We start from the raw sequence: 26,229 nt of genomic DNA, 5'->3' as shown, positions 1-26,229 counted from the left end.
TCATCATAATCATCAAAGCGGCCATAAGGCTTTAAGCCGTCCATCCAGTTTTTCATGCTGAACGGCGGATTTGCAACGATGTAATCGAACTTTCGGAGTTTGGCGTCATCATTATCATCTTTATACCATGGGTCAGAAAAAGTGTTGTCTGAATGAATTTCTCCGGAAGGAATGTTATGAAGGACTACATTCATTTTTGCAAGACCAGCGGTGGAAATATCTTTTTCCTGTCCGTAAATTGCAAGCGGGAATGGAGCTTCATTTGCTGCGCGAATCAAAAGTGAACCAGAACCACAGGCCGGGTCATAAATTGTAGCATCTCTATTTTTGCAGCTTGAAATATCTATTACTTTTGCAAGAATGCGGCTTACTTCGGCAGGTGTATAGAACTGACCCTTGCTCTTTCCGCTGGCGGTAGCAAAGTTTCGCATAAGATATTCGTAGGCGTCGCCGATAAGGTCATCATCTTCTGCCTTGTTGTTTTTAAAATCAAGCTCGGGCTTCTGGAAAATAGCAATAAGGCCTGTTAGTTTGTCCACCATTTCATCGCCCTTGCCGATTTTTGATTCATCGTTAAAGTGAGCGTTATTTATGATTCCTGTAAGGTTGTTTGCTTCTGCAAGCTTTGCAATCAGCTTGTCGATTTCTTCGCCTATGTTTTTGTTTCCCTTTAATGCAACAAGGTCTTCAAAACTTGCGCCTTTTGGAATTGCTATTGCGCCATAAGGGTCATCTTTATATTTGTCTGAAACATATTTTACAAACAGAAGAGTCAGAATGTAGTCTTTATATTGAGAGGCATCCATACCGCCGCGAAGTTTGTCGCAGCTTGCCCAAAGTGAACTGTAGAGTTGTGATTTTTTAACTGCCATAGTTTTATGATTATAGCATAAAATCAGAGGCTTTTGTTAGAACATATATTTTTAGAATAAATAATCGCTTACTGAAATATGTGATACAATAGGGGAGCGATAAAAGCGGGCACTTCGAAGAACCTCTAAAAAGGGCGCGAAAGGAATCGCAAGGAGTATAGACTGATGATTATTATGACACCAATTCAAAAAGAAATAGTTGCCGCCCTTGAGCAGATGAAAATTATGAGTAGAGAATAAAGCTTTCTTTCGCTAGAGGTTTCCTTCTATAAATAAGCCGCTTCTTTTTGAACTCTTGACACTAAGATTTTGTTTATTTATCCTTTCTTTACAATTTTGGCGAAAAAAATGAGTAATATTTATAGAAAAATCCTGGGAACCTTTTTTATTATTTCAAACACAATCTTTTGTACATTTGCAAAATCTGAACCTGCACCCGATTGGGTCTTAAACTGGCAGTCAGTTTATCCAGACTCTGAATATGTTGCTCAGAAGGGAATCGGAAAAAAAGCAGAGCAGGCTAAAAATGATGCACTTGCAAATATCTCTTTCTATTTTAATTCTAAGGTTTCAGCTGTAAGAGAATCAAATTACAATAGTCTCCAAAATACCACTGATAATGGAAAGAAAATAAAGGTTAAAGAAGTTTCGACTCTAGAAACAACACGCAATACAACTGTGACAAGTCAAACAGAACTTTACGGTGTTGAATATACGGAGCCTTATTACAACAAGAAAGATAAAACTTGGCATTGTGTAGCTTTTATTCTTCGCAAGACTATCTGGGACAAAAATGAACCTGCTTTACGGAGTGCAAGGGATACTTTTAAAGGCTTTTATGATAAGTCAAATGAAAGTTCAGACCGTTTTGAAAAAATCCGTTATTTAACAATGGCTCGTGAACACGGAATGGATTTCATCGATAAGTATTCTGAATGTCAGTTTTTTTCTGAAAAATTGACTGGAGCAGCTTACGGTACAGACATGCAACTTCTTTCTTCGCTTAGCAGTCTTATTCAGGAACAAAAAAATAAGTGCAGAGTTTTTATTGATGTTAATAAAGATTCTGGAAAGCAGGTGTATTCAGCCGTGGCTCAGGTTTTATCAGAAAATGGGTTTACTGTAACAAAAGACCGCTCTTCTTCTACACATACAGCAAAGTGTTTTGTGAATCTTGAAAATTCATTACAGGACAAAATTTATATTTACAGCCCATCAATAGAAATTTCTATTTTTGATAAAAACACGACTTCTTATACTTATTCGAAGGATTGCGGACGATTCAAAGTCTTTACAGAAGCAAATGGCGAAAAGAAATCTTTTGAAGCAATAAGCAAAGTTTTACAAGAAACTTTTGAAAATGATTTTAACTCTGCATTAGGAGTAAAAAATAATTAATAAAAGGGTTTTAAAACTCAAAACAAGGAGAAAAGTATGAAAAAATCACAGGTTGTTTTAGGTGTGGCATTAACAACTGCTGCCCTGGCATTGACTTCTTGTGGCTCTACACAGAATGTTTCAACAGAAGTCTCAAAGGATATTCGTGCAACGGCATCGGAAAACAACACATCGATTGCAGCACGAAAGACAGAAATCATTGACTGGCAGGACAGAACAATTGGAGCAAAAGTAAATCCAGAATGGCTTCTAGGAATTACTCGTGGTAACGGAAATATGTATGTCCAGATGTATGGACTTTCAAATGAGTATGCTAATCACAAATGGTTTGTATCTTCTGCTCAAAACAGAACTCTTGCAAATGCAGAAACAATCGCTCAGACAGAAATCTATTACAATCTTGCAGCAGAGATGGCAAATACGATAAATGCTACTGTCGGAACAAACCTCACAAACGGTCAGAAAGATGCAATTCGTACAATTTGCTCAAAGGTTAATAATGTTACCCTTACCGGCGTTGGAAATAGAGGTTCTTACTGGCAGCTTGAGCGTACGGCAGATGAATATGGCAATATCGTAAATTTGTACAATTACTATGCTATCTATTCTTGTGATTCCGCAACATACAATATGCTTCTTAATGTTTACATGATTGACCTCTTAAAGTCAAAAGATCTTGATGAAGCTACAGTAAATGTCCTTAAGCAAAATGCCCAGCAGATTCTTAACAATGCACAGAAAATTGATGAGCAGCATCAGCTTGCGAAAGAGCGTGAATGGAAGGCTCAGCTTGTTCATGAACAAACACAAAGAATTATGGCTCATGAAGAAACGAACAGACAGGTTGCCGCAAGTGCCGCTGAGGCCGCAAAAGGTTTAACACAGCCTTTCCAGAGTGTTAATGTCAAAACAACAGATGCTCCAATGGATCCTGCTCTCGCTGCACTTATTGGTGCAATGTAATTATATTTAAATTATTAAACGGTTGTTTTAGGATTCTTAAAGCAACCGTTTTCGATTTTAAAAGTTATGAAAAGATTATTTACCTTTATTTTTGTTTTTGAATTACTTTGCAGTTTTATTTATGCAATTGATGGAAAAAATGCTGTTCAGCTTGTAACCCCTGAAACAAAAAATTTAAGCAAAACAGATTCAAGCTGGATTACAGGCTCAGTTCGCGACAAACTCAAATCGAATCTTCAAGACTATGCAGGTTTTAAAACTGTCGTAAATGAATCAAATGAAGCGGCACTGTATGAATTGCAGGCAAAATCAGAAAATGCTGCTTACGATGAAGATGAAATCATCGAAGCTGGAAAAATGACCACAGCCCAGAATGTAATTTTTACAACAATTACATATTCTGGATCGAAATATGCATTAAGCTGCAGTTTTACAAATCTTACAACTGGCGAAGATAAAACGGCTGTCAGCTCAGGAAAAAAAACAATAAATGAACTCTATGATGGAACGGGAAGTGCAGCAGATGAAGTCACTTTGATTCTTTGTGAAAAGCTCAATATTCCGCTTACAGCTACTCAAAAATACTATTTAAAGAATGGATCTGCTGAGCTTTCTGTAAACGAACAGTATGAACTTGAAAAAAAGAACTATGAAAACTTTAAATCTCAGATTGAAGAAATCAAAAAAGAAATAAAGTTAAATTCATCTTCAATTGAGCAGACTGCAAACGCTAATGAGGCAAAACTTCGTGCGGAACAGGCCGTTATGGAAGAAAAACAGGCTGCTGCTGCCCGAAGAATGGAAGCTCTTGAGGCGCAGTCAAAAAAAATAATGGAAGACCAGCTCAAGGAAGCAGAACGAAGCCTTGAATTGAAAAAGAAAAGAGATAAAATGGCCAGCGATGCCGCAAAACAAGCATCCTCAATAAGAAAAGAAATCTTTAACGGTCAGTCAGTAATTGGCCAGATAAAAGTAATTGAAAGCAAAAAGCGTGCTTTAATTGAACTAAGGGAAGATAACGATAAAAGAATCAATGAAATTCAGGCTGAGTATGACAAAATAATTTCAATAAAGGAAAACGAAATCCTAAATGCACCTTATGCTTCGACAGAACTTGATAATGGAGTTCCTGTACAAGAAGCTGTTGAGCATCGATATTCAAAGTTTGCATCCGAAAAAGATAAGATTAATCAAGAAAAATTAAAAGAAATAAAGAAAATTGAGAAAGAGCTTGTTAAACAAGACACTGCTTTATTCAAAGAAATAAAAAAAGATTTGAATAGAATAGGGGAGAAGCATTCTGTAAGTTCATTTGGTGAAGAATTAAAAATTGATTATCAGTCATATAGCGGGAACGAGAAAGGCTGGAAAGGTACAGTTTATCTTTATTCAGACCAAATGTTGATTTATAAATCAGACTTCATCCTTTCTTATTCTACTTTAACTGGTAAGGCTGTTCCGTCATATTCAGATGAAGCCAAACGAAAGGAATATGATATCGAGGTTGATATGTATTCCAGCCTCTTATCTCGTGGCGATCCTATCCTCAATTATCAGCTTGTCTACAGTATAAAGCCGCTTGACGACAATCATCCATCTAGTTATAAACTTCAGATTCATGAATTCAAAATAAAATTCACATCAACAGGAAGAACCGTTGATACTCCTGATCTCTCGGAGACATCTGTTATAAGAAAAATGGAGCCAACCTATGACATCAGGTCTAAATCTGAAGCTTTCAGACAAAACACTTACAACCATGATTTGGGCGGTGGCAGCATGACCGGTGTTAGTTTAGGCGGTGGCGTAAATACTTCAATGTCGCCAGCTGCTCTTATCAGTTTTAAGAAAGGTTTTACACATACATTTTCATTTATTGATCTTGGTATCAACGAAAGTTCTGAACATACAGAAAAAGTACGCAGATGGCCATGTATGTTCTACGCTGCGGGCGGTTTCGGATTCAATTTCAGGCCAATGATTTTCAAGAACCCGCCGGCAATTTACTTTAGTGCAGGTGGTGGATTTGCGGTTCAAGTGTTGAAAGAAGGAATTGAATGTTTTTCAAGCAACTCTGATGGAACTTATGCTACTAACTCTTCGGCAACATATGGAATTGCTGAAGCAACAGTCGGATTACAGAAGCCTTTGACAAGCAGTTTTGCGATTTTTGCCGAAGGGAAACTTTTCTATATTTTTGATGAAGTCTTTCCCAAGGGCAATTTAAATTATTCAGCAACAGCCGGAATTTCATTTATAAAACCATAAGGAAGAAAAAAAATGAGATTAAAAGTAATTGCAGTATTTTGCTTTGTATTTTGTACATTTTTTAATTCATGCTATCACTCATATGCTGATTATGTTGAAAACATTAACAGCTCTTATGACGGCGGAAAATATTACTTAACCTGGTCTCCTCTTGAAGATGCGGAGCTTTACATTGTATACGCACAGTATAAGTCAGGCGAACATACATATTTTAGAACAGTATGCGAAACAGTAGTGCCAGAGTGCGTCATTTCCGAGAGTTCCGTTCAATATAATTGTGACTGCTTAAGAATTGTAGCTGTAAAAGATGGTCATAAATCATATCTTTCTGAAAAAGTAAACCTGTAAAAATCTGCGCAGGCAATGGATGAACACGCAGAATTTGTTTGTAAACACCGCAAATTCTGTGGAGCTTCTGAAAATGTACGCTTACGGTTCGCTGGTTTGAAGTCTATCTAATTCTTTATATTATATACAATTAGGTCGACAGAACCCCCATTATAGAAAGCTGGGGGCTTTATTGACGGGAAAGTATCGCTTTCAACTCCTTACATTCCGCTTAATAGCCCCTTCACCACTTCCGCCTTCAAATACTCATACCTCTGACGCTTTTCCTCTTTCTGCCAGTGAACTTCGCGGGACTGCTCGGGATTGCTCTCATAGCAAAGTTTTTCGTCTCCGAACTGCTCGCTTGTGAGGTCGAAAACACATTCTCCGCCATCTGGAAGAGGAACCACATTGTAACAATGATAATTTCCGCCTTCACGCAGGATGCCGTATACCTTACCGCCAAAAATATCCTGCGCAAGGAATGCCGTGATTGAGCACTGTCCGAGCGTCTGATTCTCTCGCGTCCAGTTCTCACGCATTCTTGGGGCACAGGTCTTGGCACACCAGATTTCGCTCAAAATGTCGTACAAATGCCTCGGATTTTCGATTTTCGCAAAAGCCGAATCCGCGGGCTTGCAATCGGCCGTCTTCCAGCCGTAAAATTTGTATTCTTTCATAAAGTCTCCTATTTTATTTGGGGCCATTTTTGCTTACGCAAAAACCGCGCTTTCCAGGGTTACGCCGACTGCCGCGGCTCCATTGCTCCACTTCGTTCCGCAACTCGCTTCGCTCGCCCTTACTATCGCTTGTCCGAAACAAGCTCGTAGCTCCGCCTTGTAAGGTCGCAGAGTTGTTCAAAATCTGTTACCGCCGTCAGAAGAACGGTAATCCAGTATTTTTTGTTCATATGATATGCCGGAAAAATCGATTTTTTATCAGTGATTTCGGGGATTTTTTCAGCATCGGCTTTAAGGTTAACCACCCAGACAGCTTCATCGCTTTCAAAGCCAAGATTCTTGAACTTGATTTCCATCACTAAAGCAAACCATTTTTCGTTCGGACATCGGTAAACCGTGCTCTTAAAATCTCCTTCGTCCGACCACGGCGTATCCCCGGGTGCGGAAAATTCTGAATGAAGAAAGTCCACATATTTTTGCCTGATGTCCTGAAAATCAAAGCATTTCGTACGAATCTCTTCAATCAGCGTCTGAACCTCGCTTCTGATTTGCCCCACAAACGCACCGTTCGCAGATTTTACATCAAAAAGCACATATTTTTCATCCGTCAAAGTCTCAAAGACTTCTGCGCAAAAAGATTTTTCAGAAAGCCGGATTTTGGCATAAAATTCACCGTCGGCGATATTTTTCTTGAGGTTCAAAACACCGTCTGATTCTATAAAACCAAAGGCTTTAAGTTTTTCTTTCTGAGGCAGTGCGCTGTTTAAAATATAGCTATAGTCCATGATTCCTAAATTCCGTTATCTGAAAGTTCTAATGTAACCGCAGCTTCCCATCGGTTGCCTTTGCGCTCAAAATTATCAATGCGGGCCGAAAAACCCAATCCTTTAGGTAATACATTCTTTTCGAGTGCCCGGACTAAATCAGCTGTTGAATATTCTTCCTGCAATCGGAAGGGCGGAACCAGAGTCACATGAATCGGAGTTCCATGACCGCTTTTGCAGCCATAAGCCTCCCTCATATAACGGCGGCAATCTTCGAGCGTAAGAGTTATGTCCTCAGGCAAGAGGACGCCAATAAAATGTGTCTGCTGTGGAATGTTATTCTGTTTCATTTCTTTCTATTATGACGCGAAATCCGTGTTTTTACAAACTGGATGGCAGGTCATATTTAGCCCCGCAATCAGTATACGAATGCTGGTTGAAACTCTGGATGACATATTGGGTAAGCGAGCCGACAAGGAATTGGTTCAAAAGATTAAAACGGCCGATGTCGATATTTCCGAGTTGTAATAATATACTAGAGAGGCTGTTTCAAAGAATTTGAATTATTGTCTGATATCAAAACAATAGTTTTGTGCAATTTTTCAATACTATTTTATAAGAAATTGCTGTTCTATCGGCGTATACTGTTAGTATGAAAAAGTTTCATATTTCGCTGATTAGAATACTATTTTTCATCTTTGTTGGAATTGCATTTTCTGCTTGTGCGGTATTTATAGACAGCTCTTCAGGAACAAAATCAGATAGTCAGACAAACCCTGCCAAACAGCCGGAAACACCTTCAATCCGGGGGCTTTATGCAGACGGCGGCGACCAGAAAGTGACCGTTGAATGGGCACCGATTTCCGCAAATCATGGCAACGGTGAAAATTACAAACTCACCCTCAAGCTGCAGAAAGTTTCCTATACACAGCCATGGAACGCTGAAACAAAACAATATGATGTTATAGAAACGATTGAATTCGAACTTCCAGAAGAAAATGTAACGGACTTTACACATGAAGCCCTTCCCGGCACCTGCAAAAAGACTTTCACCGGACTTGAAAATGTCAGCGCCGAAAAAAATCACTTTTTCTACAGATTTACGATGTGCCTTTATAAAGGCGAAGAACTTATCCAGAAAGAATGGGCGGATGCCACTACCGCAGGAGAACTTGAATACAAAGGCGAAATGAACGAAGTAATCTTCTGGCTTTTCCCGGCGGATTCCGTTTCTGTGAATAAATTCTTCAAATCACCAAGCGGATACGATGTTATAAAACAGGTGGTTGTACCATCAATCGTAAAACAGCCGAAAAACACTTTGCCGATTTACAATAACACTTCCGCCATTGCTAAAATCATTCAGGATTCCGGCTGTGATTTATCGGAGTTTGACGAATACCTTGGCGAAAACGAATCAATTGAATGGTTCAGTTTTTATCCCCAGGGCTACAGGAATTTTATTGCCGGCCGCATTGTAAATAAAACCGCAAAAGAAAAAGGCTACACCGAAGTTTCTGAATACAGCGTTAACACCGCATACGGAAAAGAAAACAGCATCGAAACTCTGGATAAGGCCTTCCGCCCGGGAACTTTCATCCGCACAAAAGGATACTCTGAAAACGGTGACGGCGGAGAAGCCCTTTACGAAATCTCCAGCACAAATCCTGAAATTCCAATTAATCGTGCCGGAAACAGAAATTTCAGTTCCCTAAAAACTGCTGCCGGTCAGTGGTGCCTTTTACGGCCGGAAGACCACAAACTGAACTTAAAGCAGCTTGGAGGCGGAAACTGCTGGCAGATAAAAAGCAGCCGCATTCGTGAATGGCTCAATATGACCAGCGAAGAACGCCTCCAAAACGACGACGGCGCCCGAATTATGGAAGCAATTCACCTTTTACAAGAATCGCGCCTTGTGGACGGCAAATTAAACGGAAAAGATGCAAAGGTTGAAGACTACTCTGTTCCAATCGAACTTTATATTCCCCGGGGACAATATAGGGTTTCTACTCAGATAAATATTCTTGTTCCGAATTTCAAAATGCAGGGCGAAACCCAGACCCGTCACCTTAAACTGAATGAAATTGACGATTTTGAACGGACTTTTGCCCTTGGAGACGAAAGCGGTTCTTCCTCTTTCAGCGGTTCTGTTCTGTACACGGATAACGGATCCGGCTGCTCTCACTTAAACATTTACGGCCCGAGCTACGATGTTCTTGTTGAAGGCCTGACTTTTGAAAGCCGCGAGACCGACAGCAAGCGCACCTTCTGGTTTGTAGATAAAAACGGAAACGGCAGCCCTTCTGATGACGAAGACGAACGCTATTTTACTCCTCATTCAGGATGCGCCGTGTGGATGGCGGACCAGCAGTGGTACAGCCGTGAAATTATGATTAGTCAGTGCCACGACATCACCATACGAAACTGCGAGTTCATCATCACAAGCCATATCCGGGACCAGGCGGTTTATCCCGCTGACCCAAGTTCCCGCGCAGACATGCTGGATTTTGGCGGCGCTTACGGCGAATACATTGACTCAGATAAGAATGTTAACCAGTATCAGGCAAATCCTTATGTTGAAAGATGCGACCTCCACACGGACAAGCAGTACACCAATGTAAGCCTTTATTCCGGCTGGCAGAATATTACCGTGGACGACTGCCTTATGTACAACATGGCGGGAGTTTTCCGCGGCGCAAACCTGGGCTACCTGGATTATTACAGCGAAGAATGTGCAAACGGAACGGTCTCAAACTGTACCCTCTTCCACAACTGCCACGACGAACAGATTGGTATTTTCACCCTGCAGGAATCCAACGCCGCCTTTAAGGCTTCGGAATGTATAAACGGCGTAAATTTCCTGAACAACCGGGTTTATTCAATGCGGGATGAACATGTTGATAAAATCAAGACCCGCGTAATGGTTTTCACAGTGGGTTATCCTACCAGCAAGAACATTACCGATGTCCGAATCCAGGGAAATTACTTTTACGCAAAGGACCTGCCTTCAAAGCTCTTTACTTTTGGAGGAGCTGTAAGCCAGGGAAGAAATGAAACTCTGATTGAAAACAACACTTTTGAACTGGAAGGCTACTCCGGTTTCTATCTTTTTGAAACAATGCTTTCGTACATAAAGATTCGAAACAACACCTTCAATTACAATCCGAATCCCGACGGAACGGGAACCACCGGCGGAATTATTGCGGATGTCCGCTTTGTAGACAAAAACACACCGTACGAAGTTGAATTCAGCGGTAACACAATTAATGTAAACGGAAACTTTGGAAGCCGTGCCTTCTCCGGCGAGCGGGAAACCACCGGAAAATTCTGTAACAACACCTTCAATATAAGCGGATATTGCGGAACCGTGTGTGATAGCGCACGCATTGCCAGAAATAATTTGGTAAACGCCGGCGGAAAAATCTACGGCTTTTACGAAACCCGTGGCGAGTACAAGGGCGAAATTCTGATTGACGGAAACACCCTTAACAGCGATTTTGACGACAGCAGCGACAGCTATAAACCGAACGAAGAAGGTTCCCTATATCATAGTGGTCGCCAGGGCTACACTTTTGCAAATATCACAGGAAATCTACATGGTGAAGGAAACATCGTGATTTCCAACAACAAAATAAACTGTACAAAATGCACCACGCGGAACAAGCATTTTATCCGCTATGTAAAAGATGAGAACACGAATTTTACTGTTCTTTCAAAAAACAACATGCTGGGAAAATTCAAGTGGCTTCGCGGCGTTAAGGACGACGACACAGGAAAGTTCATCTCTTACGAAAACAACACGGACGAAAAGGGAACGGTTCTTAAAAAAGAAGACTGGTATGTAAACCTGCTCAACTTTGAGGACACGGAATAGGGCCCCTACTTCTTCCCGCGCATCTTCTTGTACTGCAAGGGGGAGAATTTATAGTTTTCCTTAAATGCCCTTATGAAGTAGGAAATGTTTTCAAATCCGCATTTCTGGGCGATTTCCAGAACCTGAAGATCCGTGCCCAAAAGCATGACCCTGGCATTCTCAAGGCGCGTCATCTTCAGGAAATTGATGAAGCTCGTTCCCGTCACCTTTTTAAAAACAGACATGAAATAGCTTTCGCTGTAATTAATCAGGCTTGCCGCCTCTTCCACGGAAATTTCCCGCCCGTAATTTTCCTTAACCAGCTTGAACACAGGAAGCAGCCGTTTTACCGCAATTTCCGCCGTTTCAAGATGTGTGTCTTTAGGAAGCAAAATTCCCTGCAAAACAAAAAGAATCTTATACAATTCAGATTTAATCAGAAGCGGAAGAGTAAGAACATCGTGCCGAGTCTCAAACAGCACTTTAATCGAGCTTTTCAAGGTCTCGTTGATTTCAGAGCTTTTGGGGAAATAATACGGAACCATGATAGAATCCGTAAAATAATGGGAAAAAAACTTTTGATAAATCTCCGAGTCAGGACTTTCCAGCAGGTTCAGTGAAAACAGGATATTCGTATAATGACATGATTCAGAGCCAAACTGATTGAACCCATGGATTTTACCAGGCGGAATTACAACGATATCACCTTCGCTGCAGGTATAGTGCCCGCCCTGAATCACAACGCTCAAAGTTCCTTCAAGGATGTAGACGATTTCAAATTCGTCATGATAATGCAACGGAAAAAACGGAAAAGTCTCCGGTATCCTGCACCGGTAGACTTCGTAGGGAAAATTTATCAAACCATGCCGTTTTGTTTCTTTTATTGCGCTGCTATTCAATTCGCCCTTTATCAAACAATGGAGACTTCAGGAACACAGCCAAGCTGTCTTTCCAGTCCGGCAAAGAGATTCCGAGTGCTTTCTGAATCTTCGCTTTGCTCAACACAGAATATGCAGGCCGCTTCGCTGGTGTCGGATATTCATCGGTAGAACAAGGATTTACGACACAATCTTTGTTTGTAATCAGTCCAAGCTCAATTCCCTGCTTTTTAATCTCATTCGTAAAATCCCACCAGGTAATCTCTCCGAGATCGGTGCAGTGGTAAGTTCCATACGGCACATCCTGCTTCTGAATGATTTTAATGATTACTCCCGCCAAATCGCCTGCAAAAGTAGGTGTTCCCTTCTGGTCATTTACTACCTTTACAGAATCGTGAGTATTCATTGCCTTAATCATTGTGTAGACGAAATTCTTTCCAGCCCAGCCGTAAAGCCATGCCGTTCGGATGATGTAATATTCATTGAGAGTCTGCGCTACAGATGCCTCACCTGCCGCTTTTGTCTTACCATAAACTCCAATCGGAGCAATCGGCATGTCTTCTTTATACGGTGATGAGCCGGTTCCATCAAAAACATAGTCCGTAGAAATATGAATCATCTTCGCATGAATCTGGTTCGCAAGGTTCGCGATATTCCACGGGCCTTCTTCATTCAGTTTTTTGGCAAATTCAATATCAGATTCAGCCTTATCGACGGCCGTGTAAGCAGAACAGTTAACAATCCATTCTATCTTTTTCCCGTTCGCAAAATCTGCAAGTGCCTTTGGATTGGTAATATCGACATTAATATCCGTTCCGACATAATCAATTTTATTTTCCGTAAGCTGGCGTGCAATCTCTGTGCCGAGCATTCCTTTACAACCGATTAACCAGATCATCTTAGTCCCCAATCCATTTAGCGTTTATGTCAAAATAATTCTTTCCAGCATCAAAAGCCGGATGCTTTCCATCCTTGTCTGAAAGAAGAGGATTTACTTCCGGTGCCACAGCCTTCCAGTCAATTCCGATTGCAGGGTCATTCCACATAAGACCGCCTTCGCCTTTCGGGTCATAAAAATCAGTGCATTTGTATGTAAAAATGGCCTCGTCAGAAAGAACATAAAAACCGTGCGCAAAGCCTTCAGGGATATAAAACATATTCTGCTTTTCTGCATCAAGGATTACGCCGTAGTACTTTCCGAAGGTTGCGGAACCTTTACGGAGATCAACCGCGACATCATAGACACGGCCTTCAAGAGCACGGACAAGCTTTCCCTGCGGGTGCTGAGTCTGGAAGTGAAGCCCCCGGAGAACGCCCTTCGTTGACTTGGACTGATTATCCTGCACGAACTTCATTGTAAGGCCGGCTGCAAAAAAATCACGCTCGCTGTAAGTTTCAAGAAAATATCCGCGAGCATCACCAAAAATCTTTGGCTGGATTTCATAGAGTCCTTTGATTTCTGTTCCGTCTGCAAGCGTACAGTTTTTAAATTCGAATGCCATTTTTGTTTCCTAAAAATTAGTTTTCTGCGATATACTCAAGGTAACGGCCGTAGTCTGTCTTGTAGCCCTTTGCAAGCTCAAGCATCTGCTCTTTTGAAAGCCAGCCGTTGCGGTATGCGATTTCCTCGATACAGCTTACATACATTCCCTGCCGCTTCTGGATTGTTGCAATAAAATTGCTTGCCTCAAGAAGTCCGTCATAAGTGCCTGTATCAAGCCATGCCATACCTCGGCCAAGAAGCTCTACAGAAAGCTCACCACGGTTCAAATATTCGTTATTAATAGAAGTGATTTCGATTTCGCCGCGGGCAGAAGGCTTTACATTTGCCGCGATATCAACGACCGCATTGCTGTAGAAATAAAGGCCTGGAACCGCGTAATTTGACTTTGGATGAGCAGGCTTTTCTTCGATTCCAAGTACCTTGCCGTCCTTATCAAACTCAACTACACCGTAAGCGGTCGGGTCTTTTACAAAATAACCGAAAATCACGCTTCCCTCGCCTTTTTCAACCTTTTCGCGAGCACGGCGCAAGGTCGAAGTAAAGCTCTGTCCGTAGAAAATATTATCGCCGAGAACGAGGGCAACACTGTCATTACCAATAAAGTCTTTTCCAATAATAAACGCATCTGCAAGTCCGCGAGGCTTATCCTGAACCGCATATTCAAAATGCATTCCGAGCCATGCGCCGTCGCCAAAAAGCTCCTTGAAGCAGCTGATGTCGCGCGGGGTCGAAATAATCAAAACTTCGCGGATTCCTGCCAGCATGAGGCATGAAAGCGGATAATAGACCATCGGCTTGTCATAAAGCGGCAGAATCTGTTTTGAGACTGCCTTTGTGATTGGATAAAGGCGGGTTCCGCTGCCGCCGGCTAAGATAATTCCCTTCATAAAAATCTCCTTAAAAAAGGGGAAAGCCTTCCCCTCGCTCGCACTGCGTTGCTCGCTACCCCTTCTGCGGGGAAATACGCGGTTCAGGCACAGCCTTCACCGAGACTCATCTAAAAACTTGCCTCGCAAGTTTTTTCGCTTCCAGCGACCGATTCCCTACCCGCAACGCCCCGTTTTATCTTCCCTGCTCAGTATAGTTTTTGCTGATCCAGTTCTTGTAATCACCGCTCAAAATGTGGTTAATCCAGTCTGAGTTCTTGAGGTACCATTTTACGGTTTCCTGCAATCCCTCTTCGAAGGTCATCTTGCGCTCCCAGCCGAGCTTTGTCTTGATTTTTGTACAGTCGATTGCATAACGCTTGTCGTGGCCAGGGCGGTCTTTTACATAAGTGATTGTCTTCTCAACATCCTCAACCTTTTTGCCGATTTCTTTTGCAGTCAATTCAATAACTTTGTGAAGCAGCTTGATGTTCTGCCATTCGTTCTCGCCGCCGATGTTGTATTTCTCGCCAGTAACGCCCTTGTTCACGATGAGCCATACAGCGCGGTTGTGGTCCTCAACATAAATCCAGTCGCGGATATTGTCGCCCTTTCCGTATACAGGAAGATTTTTTCCGTCGCGGATGTTTGAAATCATCAATGGAAGAAGTTTTTCCGGGAACTGGTATGGGCCATAGTTGTTTGTACAGTTTGACAAAGTAATTGGAAGTCCGTATGTGTGGAAATAAGCCATTACAATATGGTCAGAAGATGCCTTCGATGAAGAATACGGTGAGCGCGGATCATAAGGAGTGTCCTCGCGGAAGTAGCCAGTCTCGCCAAGGGAACCGTAAACTTCGTCTGTAGAAATATGATGGAAAAGAACATCGTCACGGATTGAGCCGTCTTCTTTCTTCCAGTAGTTTCTTGCGACATCAAGCAATGTGAAAGTTCCCATTACATTTGTCTTCATGAATGCTTCAGGACCGAGGATTGAGCGGTCAACATGGCTTTCTGCCGCAAAGTGAATCACTGTATCAATATCATACTGCTTGAAAATGCGCTCGATATTCGCACGGTCACAGATATCAACCTTCTCAAAGAAATAGCGTTTCCCGCCGAACTTCTCTTCGATGTCCTTCAAAGATTCAAGGTTTCCGGCATAAGTAAGGCAGTCAACATTTACAACGGTGCCGTCAAAGTTTGCGTCATTAAAAAGATTGCCTTCTGCTGAAGAAAGCCCAAAAAGATAATGAATGAAATTCGAACCGATGAATCCGGCTCCACCTGTGATAAGGATGTTGTGAAGTTTACGCATTTTTTCTCCAGTGCAATGGGCACATAAAGCACACATTGCTAATATTTTCAAATATAAATGGTATCATGGAATAAGACTTACGACAACTGTTGCAAAAGTCAGTGAAGAGCAAAAATCCCCTACTCTTCGAGCAAATTCAACAGACTCACTCCACCCTGCGCTGTAAGCCGGGCAAGCTCTTCTTCAGCACACTGTTCTCCGACAACACAAAAAGCATTCGGTTCAATCGGGTCGGATGTAGATTTTTCGATGAATGTGACATCTATCGTCTGGCAGGCGTAGTTGAGTAGGAATTTGATGTAGCTGTTTCCGTAAAGCACGATTTTGTCTTTGCCATCATTCTTTGCGTCAGATACGACTTTGCAGAGAGTTTCGTTATATTTGTTTGCAATTGCAAAGGTCCTTTTGGCAAAATTCTGGCTGCGGGCGGTGAGCTCTGCAATTCCGGCAGGAGTGATTGCATAGGAGAGCTTTCGAAGATTTACATTGGTGAGCATAATCCAGCCGCGTTCTACAAAGCGATTGATTACCGCGTTCATAAGACCGATTGACATCCCGGCCTTTTCCGCAAGTACGCGCTGACTTGCCAATGGCTCTTCCTTTAATGTATCCGCTATATTTTGCAATGTCGCTACATCAGTGTTCATATATTGAATAAAATAGCATAAAACAAAACCTGTGTCAAAATGAGTGCCACTCCCGATATTTTCAATTAGAACAAATCCAGCATGGAATCCAGATAAATTGCCTCACGGACATTCAGCTGATACTCAGGCTTTGTCATATAATATAGAAGAAATTCAAGCACAATCGCACTTCCCAGCCCGCGACCTTCGATTTTGAAGTTAGAAAAGCCCATCGGAGCGTAGGTATCTTGAATGTCCTGGATGCCGATGAAACCGGGGTTTTTCATCGCAAGCGAAAATTTATAGCCTTCTTGCCCGCCCGGAGACTTGCACTCGTGGTCAGGCACATCCTCGCCGAGATTTTTTCTGCTGACATTTTCATAGCAGGCCTTTCGGTCTTTGCATCCGAAATAGCAGCATTCATTGCACAAAAATTCAGTTTTATCCTTCTGTGCCTGGGAAAGTGCGGAAAGGCACTCAAAAGACTTGTTCAACCGGAAATCAGGAACGACGAACCTGAAATCATCGCGGTTCAGCTCAGCCGTAAAATCATTAAAATCAGTAAGCACTTTTGTAGTCGAAGAAACAAGGTAAAGATTCGGGAATTTCTCTTTCAAATACTGGGCAAGCAAATCTGAATGAACGATTACACCATTAGAGGTTTCGAGAATCCCATCCGCCACAGATTTTTTTGAAAACCTTCTGCAAAACTCATTGCACTTCCTATCCGAAAGATGCTCTTCCCTCAAAAGCGAGTTGCTGAAAGTCAGCCGTGCAGAAATTCCGTGCTCATTTACAAGCGCAAGGACAGCTTTTGCATCAGCGTCCCCAAAACCAGCCCTTCCACCGCCCCACAGGCAATCCGCCGGGGCACCGTAAATTGAGCCGATGTCGCACCAATCGTAAAAATATTCCCGATGCTCACGATATAATGGAAGAAAAACTGCATACAAATCATAAAACTCAAAGAGACCGGGAAGATGATAATGAACCGTGTGAGAAAGTGACATCAAATCATTATAGCAATTACGGCAACTGTTTAAAAGCTCAACTTGCGCTGCCAGTTTCGGCCAGCTGTTTCTTCAATTCGATTGTCTGATTCGTCTGCCTCAAAAGACGCTGCGCAAGCATTTTGCTGAGGAAGATGCCGTAATGCGGGTTCTTTCGAATCATAAGAAGAAAATCGGCCTTAGGGATTCGGATGAGACGGCAATCACCGACAGCAAGAATTGTCGCAGTACGGTGGTCATTCAAAAGGAAAGCCATTTCACCAATGAACAAATCGTTTGGAGTAAGGACTGTTGCAAGCTTTTTGTTCGCATAAACGGCAAATCGGCCTGAAATAATAAAGAAAAGGTCGTTGCTGTATTCACCTTCACGGCATACAACTTCCTTATCCTTGTATTCAACGGTCTCAAACTGGGTCATTTTGCCCGGTACCGCTGATGAAGTATTCCGCAAGTTCGCAATTGTAAAAGTAACTTCGTTGCCCTTCTCGTTATAAGTCAATGACTGAACGACACTTTTGCTCAAAGCAATTCCACGGCCATGAAGCATGCAGTCATCAACCTTATTCTTTTCGACGCTCGCACGCCAGTCAAAGCCGTTTCCGTCATCAGTGATAGTGAATTTTGATGCAGTCCGCCCGATATTGTACGAAATCTTTATCCTTCGCTTTGCAAACCTCGGATCTTTGGCCTTTTCCTGAATCAGCTTAATCATGTTGCCGCCCTTGCTGAGCCATTCAGTTTTTGTATCATAATCAATCTCAAGATTTCCATGTTCAAGGGCATTCGTGACAAGCTCACTGAAAGTCATCTGCAGGCTGAAGCGCTCGTCATCAGAAATGCGGTTCGTATTGTACAGATAATTGACAAGGAAGTTCGTATAAAAAAGTGAATCCATCGGATCATTACCAAAGATGAAGGAGCCCGCTTCCTGACCGCCAATTATGTCGCGCATACCTCGGTTGAAAAGGAAACGCTGATTCTGATAAAGAATACGCAAAATTCGCGTAAAATGATTCTGGAAATCACCCACCGTATGAATCGCAAGAATGTTCGGATTTTTTCGATGTTCCAGCTCAACGACCTGATTATGATTATTGCACACCGCAATCACACCGCCGTAATGCAGCCATGTGTCTTCAGCAATGTTCTGAAGAATCTTATTGCAGTCAATATTCTCCGAAGTAAAATCAACAACCTTAATTTCAGGCAATTCATAATCAATATACCGGATGATTTCTTCCGTTGAATCAAAAATATCAGTAGCAAAGAAAGAAGAAAATAATTCGCAGGCATTTTTTACAGTATTTATAACAATTTTATTAGATGATGCAGTTAATATTTTTCTCATAATTTTAAGTATATTAAAAGAATTGATTTTGTTGAATAGGGGGGATTATGGCGCAACATTTCAAGTCCGCTGATAGTTTCCTCAATTCAGTCGTCAATATAAAGCCGTTCTTTTAAATACCCCAGCGCTATTCTCTCCTGTTCAAGCCTGTTTCGCCCTTTGTCAGCCCTTAACTCTGCAAAAAGGGCCTTTTCTTCTTCGGTGAGATTTTCTGGAATGCCTTCTCCTGCAAGACTTTTTCCCTCTGCTCTGAACGAATCAAAAGTATCGAGAGTCTTTTTGTCCATGCAGAAAGATTTTGTATTTGGAAAATATTTTCTGAAATCAGAGAGAATCAAAAATCCGTGCTCGTCCAGGTCGCCGAAATAGAAAACTTCGTGATTTTTGAGCCAGCTGCAGTTTTTTAGCGATGTCACTGAAAATCCGTGTCCCCAGATGCAAAGGGCATTTTCTACAGGAGGAAAAGTCAGGTAGACCATTTCGTTTTCGATGATGAAGATTTTCTGCACATTTTTGAGAATTTCAGATTTATCAAAATGTTCAAAATCTTCAAGAGACAATGAAACTTCAGAAATCGAAAGGTCTTTGACTTTGAGTGCGATTGTTTTATCGAGGGAGCGAAGCCTGACAAAAGAAGGTTTTTCTTTGAGTCCGCAATATTTTTCAAAATCCGACACTTTCACTTCTTCCTGGACATCATCTTTGAGACAGATCAAAAGACTTAGAATCAAAGCCTTGTTGTTTTCAATGAATTTTGTGTGCACGCCAAGGGGAATTTCACGGATATAAAGATTTGAGACTGGATTTTCCAAAAGCCATTTTACGCAAAGGCAGATATTTTCCCAAAAATCCTTTTCATCGTAGAATTCCGTAAGATATGAAACATTTGCAAAAGCCCATCTGCCAAGTAAGTCCGAATTATTTGAAGCCGGGCAAAATTCTTTGAAAATAACCGTGAGTGCATAAGTAAGCCTCTTTGTTTCGGATTTTTTTTCGATAAAAGACAAAAAATCTTCTTCGGTCTCAAAAAGAATCTTGGAAAGCTGGGACTGAGTCCCGTTGTTTCGGGTGCGTTTCTGCTCAAAAACGAGTGAGTAGCCCTTTCCTTTTTTTTGCTTGCTACTTTGAATGAGCGGAAGAAAATCTTTTTCACGCGCAAGAAGGTTATCCGAGGTTTTTCCTTTGTCAGAGCGGATTTCAAGAGGAAAGAATTCTGGAGATTCCGAGATGGCTTCGGAAAGACAGTCAGCCTTTTCAGAAAAGAAAGACTCAATCTTAAACTTAAGAAAATCTCGGAATTTACGCTCGCTCTTTGCTTTCAGTTCAGCAACAGTAATCATAAATCAGCTTTCCTTTTTTTCCCTGGCATACAGGTATCCTATATCAGATTTTCTTCGTTTCGGCGTGAATATAAAATTCTTCGGACTTCCATTACATCGCCAATTACAACATACCAGACTGTATAATTGCCTGCATTTATTCTTCGATAAGGATAAGGCCGTTTTTTCTTTGATGGCCATACGGCAAATGATTCAGGGGACTCAAGTCGTTCAAGAATTGCAGATTCTATTTTTGAAAGGGTATTCTCTGCCGCAATAGGATTCTGCAGATTGTTTTGTATGTAATCGATTATCTCGGATAAATCCTGTTCGGCAATCGGAAGGTAGCGCAATGTGTATTTTTTCATCGGGTAGTCTTTATTTTTGAGCGGAGATTGGAAAATACTTCTTCATGCGAAAGCCTTTTGTCCGATGATTCAGCCTGAAAATCAGCTTCGTCCAGTCGGGCTTCTATATTGTCTGTAAGGCTTTCGTACAAATCAAGGCTCATGACAACCATAGAACCGTAACCGTTTTTTGTGAGAAAAACAGGATGTCGATTTGTTGAAACGATATTTTCTATCTCGGAAAACTTATTCCGTAAGTCTGATACAGGTCTGATTTGCAACATAATGCCGTCTCCTCTTGTCTTTATCATTATATTATCACAATTTTATCATTACGACAACTTTGTTCCGCTTTCCGTTTTCAACTTTCCACTTTCCGCTTGTTATATTCCTGAATCGTCATCGAAAGAAGCCTTGAATCGTTGGTGTTTTTGTTCTCAGTCATGTGAACCGACGAAATGTAGTCCTCGACAATGTTGATTTTGTCCAGTGGCGTTATGACCATGACCTGCAAATCCAGCTGCCTGAAAAGTTTCATGGCATATTCGGAATTCGTGGAGTCGCTCTTACTGAAAGCTTCGTCGATTATTACAAATCTGAATGATTTTTTGCTTTCTTCGTTGATGTTGAACTGATATGAAATTGCCGAGGCAAGAATCGTGTATGTGAGCTTGGCCTTTTCGCCACCGGAAAGACTTGCGCTGTCGGAATAATACTGTTTCTGAACATCGTCTGAGGCATAATTCTCGCTGGCGGCAAATGTGAACCAGTTACGGATATCGAGCACATAATCACGCAGATTCTGATTTTCTTTGAGGGATTCAAGGAAAGACTTTATCTTGCCGAAAAGCTCTTCCTCGTATTCGATGTCCTGCATCTGAATGCGCACAGTGTCAGGAATCGCAGAGTGAAGCTTACGGCTGAATTCATCAATCCGTGTGTCCTTTGCCTTCTCGCATTTGAGCGAAAGATATGTGTCGGGATTATGCTGATAAACGATGCTCTTCAGGTTCTGGTTCAGGTAGCCCACCGCATTCTCAATGTCTTCCCTTGCGTTGTTTATGAACTGATTGAAATTGATGATGTCTTCTTTGACCGAATTGTGCAGAAATTCGTGAAATTGCTTCTGATATTTGGGCAAATCGTCTTTTTTGAGCCTGAGATAAAAATTATTGTAGTCTGGAAGGAATTCTTTTGTAGCACCAAAGGCAGAAAAATCGCTTGACCAGTCTCCGAATTCTTCCCTTAATTTCTGGCTCGGAATGGAAATTTCGCGCATGTATTGTCCGAGATTAAGTTCATAGCCCTGGATGCTTTTTGTTTTCCCCGAGATTTTTCCGTCTAAATCCTGAAGGATGTTCTGCTCGCCGTGGTTCACAGCATCTTCGCTTTCTGCCTTGGTTAGACGCGGGTATTCAAGGCACAAGTCCGAGATTGCTTTTTTGATGACAGATTCAAAATCAGGATGTTCGCTGTATAGCTTCCATTTGTTTTGGTTTTCTTCAAGTTTTTCCGAAACAGTTGAAAGCCTGTCGCGGCATACAGCAAGCTGATTGCTCAATTTTTCCTTGTCCTGCTCAACCAGTCGTTTTTCTTCTTTCTTCTGCTCCAGAAGCGCAAATTTCTCCTGAATATCCTTAGATTTTGCAAGTTTTTGCTTTTCGTCAGTAAGTGAATCGATTTTTTTTGCGACGGAAGCAAAGTCGATTTTTTCAAAAGAGGAAATTTCAAGAAGAGAATTGGCGGCAAGCGTTTTTCTGAAAAGAGAGGCAAGTTTTTCATCAGTTTTTATAATCTGAGCTTTCAGTCTTTCATTCTCGGTTTTCAGTTCATCAAACTTGCTGCTCAAAATCTTTCGTTTCTGAGTGTTGTCCCAGCCAAGTACGGGTGTGAAATTCTGTCTTACTTCTTTCCTGTCGTCTTTTTCGTGACGGATTCCGTTTTTAATCAGGCCTGATTTTGTGAGAGCCTTGTCGGCCCTGGAGATTTCCTGAATGTCGTCTGTACAACGGTAATCAAACTTTTGCCGGATGTAATTCTCAATCCATTCTGAAAGTTCATGGTTCTTTTTGGCCTCAACTTTCCCCGGAAGAGAATCTGAATCAAAGGAAGGCCCGCCAAGGGTAAAATTATCGTTTTCTGAGGCCCGGAGATAAACGACACGTCCGCCCATGTCGTGATTTTTGACATAATCTGTGACACGCTTGTAAAATTCTTCCTTTACGAGAATCGTGAGTGCAAAATTGTGAAGGAGCCGCTCAATCGCGTAATTCCATTCTTCCTCGCCCTTTTTTACCTGAAGAAGCTCGCCCGCAAAAGGAAGCTCGCTTTCCGTGATTTTTAGATGAGCACAAATCTCCTGGCGAATTTGGATGTTTTTTTCAGGAATGTTTGAATTGCGTTTTCCTAGAGAAAGAAGCTCAGTTTCGATATTTTTGAGTGAATCTTCATTTTCTTTGCGGTTGATTGAAATTTCAGTCTTTTTTTCATCAAGAGAATTCTTTTCTTCGCCCATCTTTTGAGTGAGGGACTGCATTTCAAGAAGATTTTTCTCGAATTCTTTTTGATTTACAGGAAGGTTCAAAGAAAGAAGACTTGCCTTCTCCGAATATTTTTCTGACTCGCTTTTACGCCTGTTTTTTTCTTCGCCAAGATTTCTGATTTCGCTTTCAATCTGGGAGATTCGTCTGGCTGAGTCGCTTGAATCAATGTCAGCCTGCAAGGTTCTGATTGCTTCTTCAAGAATCTGGCTTTCCTTTGTTTTCTGCTCTCTGCTTTCTTCAAGGGAATCGATTTCTCTTTTGAGCTCCCCGCTTTTTTTGTTGAGGATTTCAAGATTCCGCTCAGTTTTCCAGGGAATTATTGCCTCACGAAGTTTGGTCAGCCGTTCTTTTTCAAAGGCTGCCTCTTCAAGCTTTTTCCCTGTCTGGATTATGGGCTCAAGCATTTCAATCTGCTTCTGAGTCTTTAAAATTGTCCTTTCGCTTTGAAGAAGATTTTCGTAATTCATCTCAAGTTTCTGGAATTCAAGATCAGCGTCGGCTTTTTCGAGCATATTCTCGCGGATAAACTCTGTGAGATTTCCAAGAACCTTAAGGCCTACAATCTGCGAAAAAAGTTTGAGAGCCTTGTCGCTCCGAAATCCAAGAATCTGAGAGAAAGCGGCCTTGTATTTTTCAAAAGATTCATAGAAAACCGTTTTAGCTGAATTAATAAGAAGCCTCTTCCATTTACCGCCACGGTCAATTTTGGAGCCGGAAGCCGAAAGAATTTCCATAATGTTTTCGATTGAGAGGCGACTTTCGGTTAAGGCGAAAATCCGCTGCAAATCAGAGCCTGAAAAATAGCGTACCTGCAAAAGACTTAAGGTGCGGCCTGTCTTCTGATCGAAAAAGCAGCCGTTTAAAATTGAAATTACATCGTCTTTTTTGCGAAGGTATTGGGTTGAATTCGCCGAATCCTGATTCTGAATGTTTCCGTAAGCCCCAAGAACATAAGATTCCTCGCTGCGGTCTTTCTTTTTGGTCGAGCCGGAAGACTGATTGTAAAAGCGAAGGGAATTCGGAACAATCAGAGTCGTAAGTGCATCGACAAGAGTAGTTTTCCCGGAACCGTTCACGCCCGTAAGCAAAGTGGACTTACTTTCCGCGTTCAGAGTGTAGACCTGAGAGTCAAACAAGCCCCAGTTAAGAATCTGAAAGAATTCAAGATGAAAGCCGGGAAGTTCTTCGGATTGAAAAAGGTCAGCGGCAAAGTTGGGGGCGGAATCTTTATTCATAAGATGATTTTATAGGAATAAATGGAATTTTGCTAGTGGAAGCAAATGACAAGCAAGTTACGAGCAAGTTAGATTCGGGAGTAAGTCCTGTTCTTGTTCGCACCATTGGCAACAATCTTACCTTCTTCAACAAGTTCAGAAAGATAATCTTTTGTACGAGATTGCTTTAGGCCAATATATAAAGCAATATCCTGTGAGCGAGCCTCTAGATTTTCTTTCAGATATTCAAGTATTTTATCTTTGTAATTTATCGCCGATTTCTCGGATTTATCGCCGATTTTATCGCCGATGTCTGCATTTATCGCCGATGTCTTGGCTTTATCGCTGGATTTATCGCTTGAACTTTCATTTATCGCTTGAAGTTCTCCGTTATCGCTTGCTTCCTCATCAAGAGCGACATATTCCGAAATATCAAGCGTCGTCGTCACACGAGACGGATTTGAAGTCTGCTCGTATAAAGGCTTGCTTTTGAAGTTTTCTTCCCAGATAGAAACAATCCCCGGAATACCACTTCCCGCCCGCTCGCCAATATCAATCATAGAGAACATTTTGAGAATTGTAGCGTTTCGTGGGTCGGAAGTTCCGCCGTCAAAGGCATCTTGAAGAGGAATACGGAATGAACCGGGATTTTCAAAAACAAATTTCTCCAGATATTTTTGAATCACGATTCCCTGTCTGCCGTAATAATCGGCATTTACGAGAGTATTCACCAGGGCTTCACGGACAGCTTTATGAACAGGCGTATCATCAACTCTAAAAATGCCATCAAGCTTGAACGGGCGTTTTATGTCTGAAGTCAGCTTGGTCGCAGCCTTGAAGAAAAAGTCAAAAATATTTCCGCTCCATTCGCCGGAACTTGAAACAACTCTGTCTGCCCAACGGATTTTTAAATATTTTCCGAACGCAGTTCTGGAAGTTTTCCGCTACTCTAATTACCTTTTACATGTTGTTCTGGATGATAATAATTCCAAAGTTCAATTAAATAATCTCTGTTATTTTGATTAGAAAGCCATTGTGTTATGATTTTATCATCAGCTGGTAATGCTGGTTTGCCTTTATGTTGTGCAAAATCTTTAAAATAAACTACAACATCTGTTCCTGAATTATTTGAAATATGAAAATGTGGCTCATTATGATGCTCTTCGGCACTACGAACTTCAATTTTCAAATCACTATCAGGAAGAGTTAATGAATTAGACAGCTCATAAACCTTACATTCATTTAAGTTTTCAAGTAACTGTCGCTTTTCAGAAGCGTTGTATACAATTTCTTCTTTATCTGCAATTGTGACAGCGATTTTAGCAGAATCAAAGTCAGCATCTTTATAACTAAGAAGAATTCCATTCCTAAAGAAAGCTTCTGTCTGACAATCTACATCTATACCTTTAGGAGTTTGTGGTGAATCATTCCAATATGGTTCATCAGCAAATAGCTGTACCAATTTTGATTTTAAAAGCTGCAGCTCTGGATATCCATTAGACTTGTACAATATATCCTGAAATGTAAGTTGATTTGTTATCTTGCTTCTATATGTTTCATAACTTTTTAAAACATCATATTGCTGTCTTTCACAAAATATTAAGCAGGGTAAAATGAATTCCGAAGTAGAATCACAAAAATGAAAAATATCAGAAAACTGACCTCTGAGTGAATAATCATTTAGAATTATCTGCATTTATAGTCCCAGCATTTTATTCAAGTCTAAGTCAAACTGATCAAACAAATCTTTCTGAGGATTATTAATTCTGCCTTTTTTACCAATTAAAATCTCTTCGCACTGAGTTTCTTTTCCATTAGGTTTATAAATAAAATTCATAACGATTGATTTTGGGTCGAAAGTATTGCTTGCAATACCAGCACGAATACCATTAAAAAAATGGTCACTATGCGTTTCGATAATTACTTGCCTGTCTGCTTGAGAAATAAAATACAAGAATTCAACAAGTCGTGCTTGTGCTGATGGATGTAAATGTATTTCTGGATTTTCAATTACCAAGGTAGATTTTTCTTGAGAACCAAGACACATAATCAAAATAGAAGCGAGATAACTAAGTCCAGAACCTACATTCATGGGATTTCTGTAAATCTGTTCGTTTCCCATAGAATAAAG

Annotated in this window: 23 protein-coding genes and 1 pseudogene; 5 read left to right on the top strand and 19 right to left on the bottom strand. The window is 41.2% G+C overall.

Features of this window, described 5'->3' with window-relative positions:
• A partial coding sequence (locus Q0Q74_RS11865) for a class I SAM-dependent DNA methyltransferase (RefSeq protein WP_294431105.1) occupies positions 1 to 872 on the bottom strand: 872 nt, incomplete at its 3' end.
• Positions 873 to 1,181: 309 nt separating this feature from the next.
• Here Q0Q74_RS11865 and Q0Q74_RS11860 point away from each other — a divergent pair.
• From Q0Q74_RS11860 to Q0Q74_RS11845, 4 genes are all read left to right on the top strand, one after another.
• Complete coding sequence (locus tag Q0Q74_RS11860) at positions 1,182 to 2,270, top strand: hypothetical protein (protein WP_294431103.1); 1,089 nt, start codon at positions 1,182 to 1,184, stop codon at positions 2,268 to 2,270.
• A 36-nt stretch (positions 2,271 to 2,306) separates the two neighbouring features.
• Positions 2,307 to 3,233: a hypothetical protein gene (locus Q0Q74_RS11855; protein ID WP_294431100.1), complete on the top strand. Its 927-nt coding sequence runs from the start codon at positions 2,307 to 2,309 to the stop codon at positions 3,231 to 3,233.
• A 66-nt stretch (positions 3,234 to 3,299) separates the two neighbouring features.
• Complete coding sequence (locus tag Q0Q74_RS11850) at positions 3,300 to 5,501, top strand: hypothetical protein (RefSeq protein ID WP_294431099.1); 2,202 nt, start codon at positions 3,300 to 3,302, stop codon at positions 5,499 to 5,501.
• 12 nt (positions 5,502 to 5,513) lie between these two features.
• Positions 5,514 to 5,849, top strand: coding sequence for a hypothetical protein (locus tag Q0Q74_RS11845; protein ID WP_294431098.1), 336 nt, complete (start codon positions 5,514 to 5,516; stop codon positions 5,847 to 5,849).
• A gap of 200 nt (positions 5,850 to 6,049) precedes the next feature.
• Here Q0Q74_RS11845 and Q0Q74_RS11840 read toward each other — a convergent pair whose 3' ends face one another.
• The 3 genes and pseudogenes from Q0Q74_RS11840 to Q0Q74_RS11830 all read right to left on the bottom strand — a co-directional run.
• Positions 6,050 to 6,508, bottom strand: a complete 459-nt coding sequence (locus tag Q0Q74_RS11840) for a hypothetical protein (RefSeq protein ID WP_294431097.1) — start codon at positions 6,506 to 6,508, stop codon at positions 6,050 to 6,052.
• A 122-nt stretch (positions 6,509 to 6,630) separates the two neighbouring features.
• A complete protein-coding gene (locus tag Q0Q74_RS11835) occupies positions 6,631 to 7,293 on the bottom strand; it encodes an MmcQ/YjbR family DNA-binding protein (RefSeq protein WP_294431095.1) in 663 nt (220 codons plus the stop codon).
• Between the two features lie 50 nt (positions 7,294 to 7,343).
• Positions 7,344 to 7,622 (bottom strand): annotated as a pseudogene (locus Q0Q74_RS11830) (2'-5' RNA ligase family protein); the annotation flags it as partial.
• Between the two features lie 302 nt (positions 7,623 to 7,924).
• Between Q0Q74_RS11830 and Q0Q74_RS11825 the strand changes: the two are divergent.
• On the top strand, positions 7,925 to 11,146 hold the full coding sequence (locus tag Q0Q74_RS11825; protein ID WP_294431093.1) for a right-handed parallel beta-helix repeat-containing protein: 3,222 nt from the start codon (positions 7,925 to 7,927) through the stop codon (positions 11,144 to 11,146).
• A 5-nt stretch (positions 11,147 to 11,151) separates the two neighbouring features.
• Here the strand turns inward: Q0Q74_RS11825 and Q0Q74_RS11820 are convergent, their stop codons facing one another.
• From Q0Q74_RS11820 to Q0Q74_RS11750, 15 genes are all read right to left on the bottom strand, one after another.
• On the bottom strand, positions 11,152 to 11,922 hold the full coding sequence (locus Q0Q74_RS11820; protein WP_294431091.1) for an AraC family transcriptional regulator: 771 nt from the start codon (positions 11,920 to 11,922) through the stop codon (positions 11,152 to 11,154).
• Between the two features lie 94 nt (positions 11,923 to 12,016).
• A complete protein-coding gene (gene rfbD / locus Q0Q74_RS11815; RefSeq protein ID WP_294431089.1) occupies positions 12,017 to 12,901 on the bottom strand; it encodes a dTDP-4-dehydrorhamnose reductase in 885 nt (294 codons plus the stop codon).
• 1 nt (position 12,902) lies between these two features.
• Positions 12,903 to 13,505, bottom strand: a complete 603-nt coding sequence (gene rfbC / locus Q0Q74_RS11810) for a dTDP-4-dehydrorhamnose 3,5-epimerase (protein ID WP_294431087.1) — start codon at positions 13,503 to 13,505, stop codon at positions 12,903 to 12,905.
• A 16-nt stretch (positions 13,506 to 13,521) separates the two neighbouring features.
• Entirely contained in the window at positions 13,522 to 14,394 is an 873-nt protein-coding gene (gene rfbA / locus Q0Q74_RS11805; protein ID WP_294431085.1) for a glucose-1-phosphate thymidylyltransferase RfbA, read from the bottom strand.
• 175 nt (positions 14,395 to 14,569) lie between these two features.
• Positions 14,570 to 15,691 (bottom strand): dTDP-glucose 4,6-dehydratase, encoded by a 1,122-nt coding sequence (gene rfbB / locus Q0Q74_RS11800; RefSeq protein ID WP_294431083.1) that lies wholly within the window; start codon positions 15,689 to 15,691, stop codon positions 14,570 to 14,572.
• A gap of 119 nt (positions 15,692 to 15,810) precedes the next feature.
• Positions 15,811 to 16,338: a winged helix-turn-helix transcriptional regulator gene (locus Q0Q74_RS11795; protein WP_294431081.1), complete on the bottom strand. Its 528-nt coding sequence runs from the start codon at positions 16,336 to 16,338 to the stop codon at positions 15,811 to 15,813.
• A gap of 65 nt (positions 16,339 to 16,403) precedes the next feature.
• Positions 16,404 to 17,327: a hypothetical protein gene (locus Q0Q74_RS11790; RefSeq protein WP_294431079.1), complete on the bottom strand. Its 924-nt coding sequence runs from the start codon at positions 17,325 to 17,327 to the stop codon at positions 16,404 to 16,406.
• Between the two features lie 37 nt (positions 17,328 to 17,364).
• A complete protein-coding gene (locus Q0Q74_RS11785; RefSeq protein ID WP_294431078.1) occupies positions 17,365 to 18,675 on the bottom strand; it encodes a cyclic nucleotide-binding domain-containing protein in 1,311 nt (436 codons plus the stop codon).
• 86 nt (positions 18,676 to 18,761) lie between these two features.
• The gene (locus tag Q0Q74_RS11780; protein WP_294431076.1) at positions 18,762 to 20,015 is read right to left on the bottom strand and encodes a Wadjet anti-phage system protein JetD domain-containing protein; all 1,254 of its coding nucleotides are present in this window, start codon (positions 20,013 to 20,015) and stop codon (positions 18,762 to 18,764) included.
• 38 nt (positions 20,016 to 20,053) lie between these two features.
• Complete coding sequence (locus tag Q0Q74_RS11775) at positions 20,054 to 20,362, bottom strand: type II toxin-antitoxin system RelE/ParE family toxin (protein ID WP_294431074.1); 309 nt, start codon at positions 20,360 to 20,362, stop codon at positions 20,054 to 20,056.
• Complete coding sequence (locus Q0Q74_RS11770) at positions 20,359 to 20,625, bottom strand: type II toxin-antitoxin system Phd/YefM family antitoxin (RefSeq protein ID WP_294431107.1); 267 nt, start codon at positions 20,623 to 20,625, stop codon at positions 20,359 to 20,361. The genes Q0Q74_RS11775 and Q0Q74_RS11770 overlap by 4 nt, the downstream gene beginning before the upstream one ends.
• A 77-nt stretch (positions 20,626 to 20,702) precedes the next feature.
• Positions 20,703 to 24,119 carry an ATP-binding protein gene (locus tag Q0Q74_RS11765; protein ID WP_294431072.1) on the bottom strand — a complete coding sequence of 1,139 codons (3,417 nt, stop codon included), beginning with the start codon at positions 24,117 to 24,119 and terminating at the stop codon, positions 20,703 to 20,705.
• Positions 24,120 to 24,187: 68 nt separating this feature from the next.
• Positions 24,188 to 24,829, bottom strand: a complete 642-nt coding sequence (locus Q0Q74_RS11760; RefSeq protein WP_294431071.1) for an ATP-binding protein — start codon at positions 24,827 to 24,829, stop codon at positions 24,188 to 24,190.
• A gap of 218 nt (positions 24,830 to 25,047) precedes the next feature.
• On the bottom strand, positions 25,048 to 25,794 hold the full coding sequence (locus Q0Q74_RS11755; protein WP_294431068.1) for a hypothetical protein: 747 nt from the start codon (positions 25,792 to 25,794) through the stop codon (positions 25,048 to 25,050).
• Positions 25,795 to 26,229: DUF3696 domain-containing protein (locus Q0Q74_RS11750; RefSeq protein WP_294431066.1), on the bottom strand; the 435-nt coding region annotated here is incomplete at its 5' end.

This window comes from uncultured Treponema sp. (assembly GCF_946187725.1).
Classification (GTDB): Bacteria; Spirochaetota; Spirochaetia; order Treponematales; family Treponemataceae; genus Treponema_D.
This window is presented reverse-complemented; position numbering and strand designations above follow the sequence as displayed.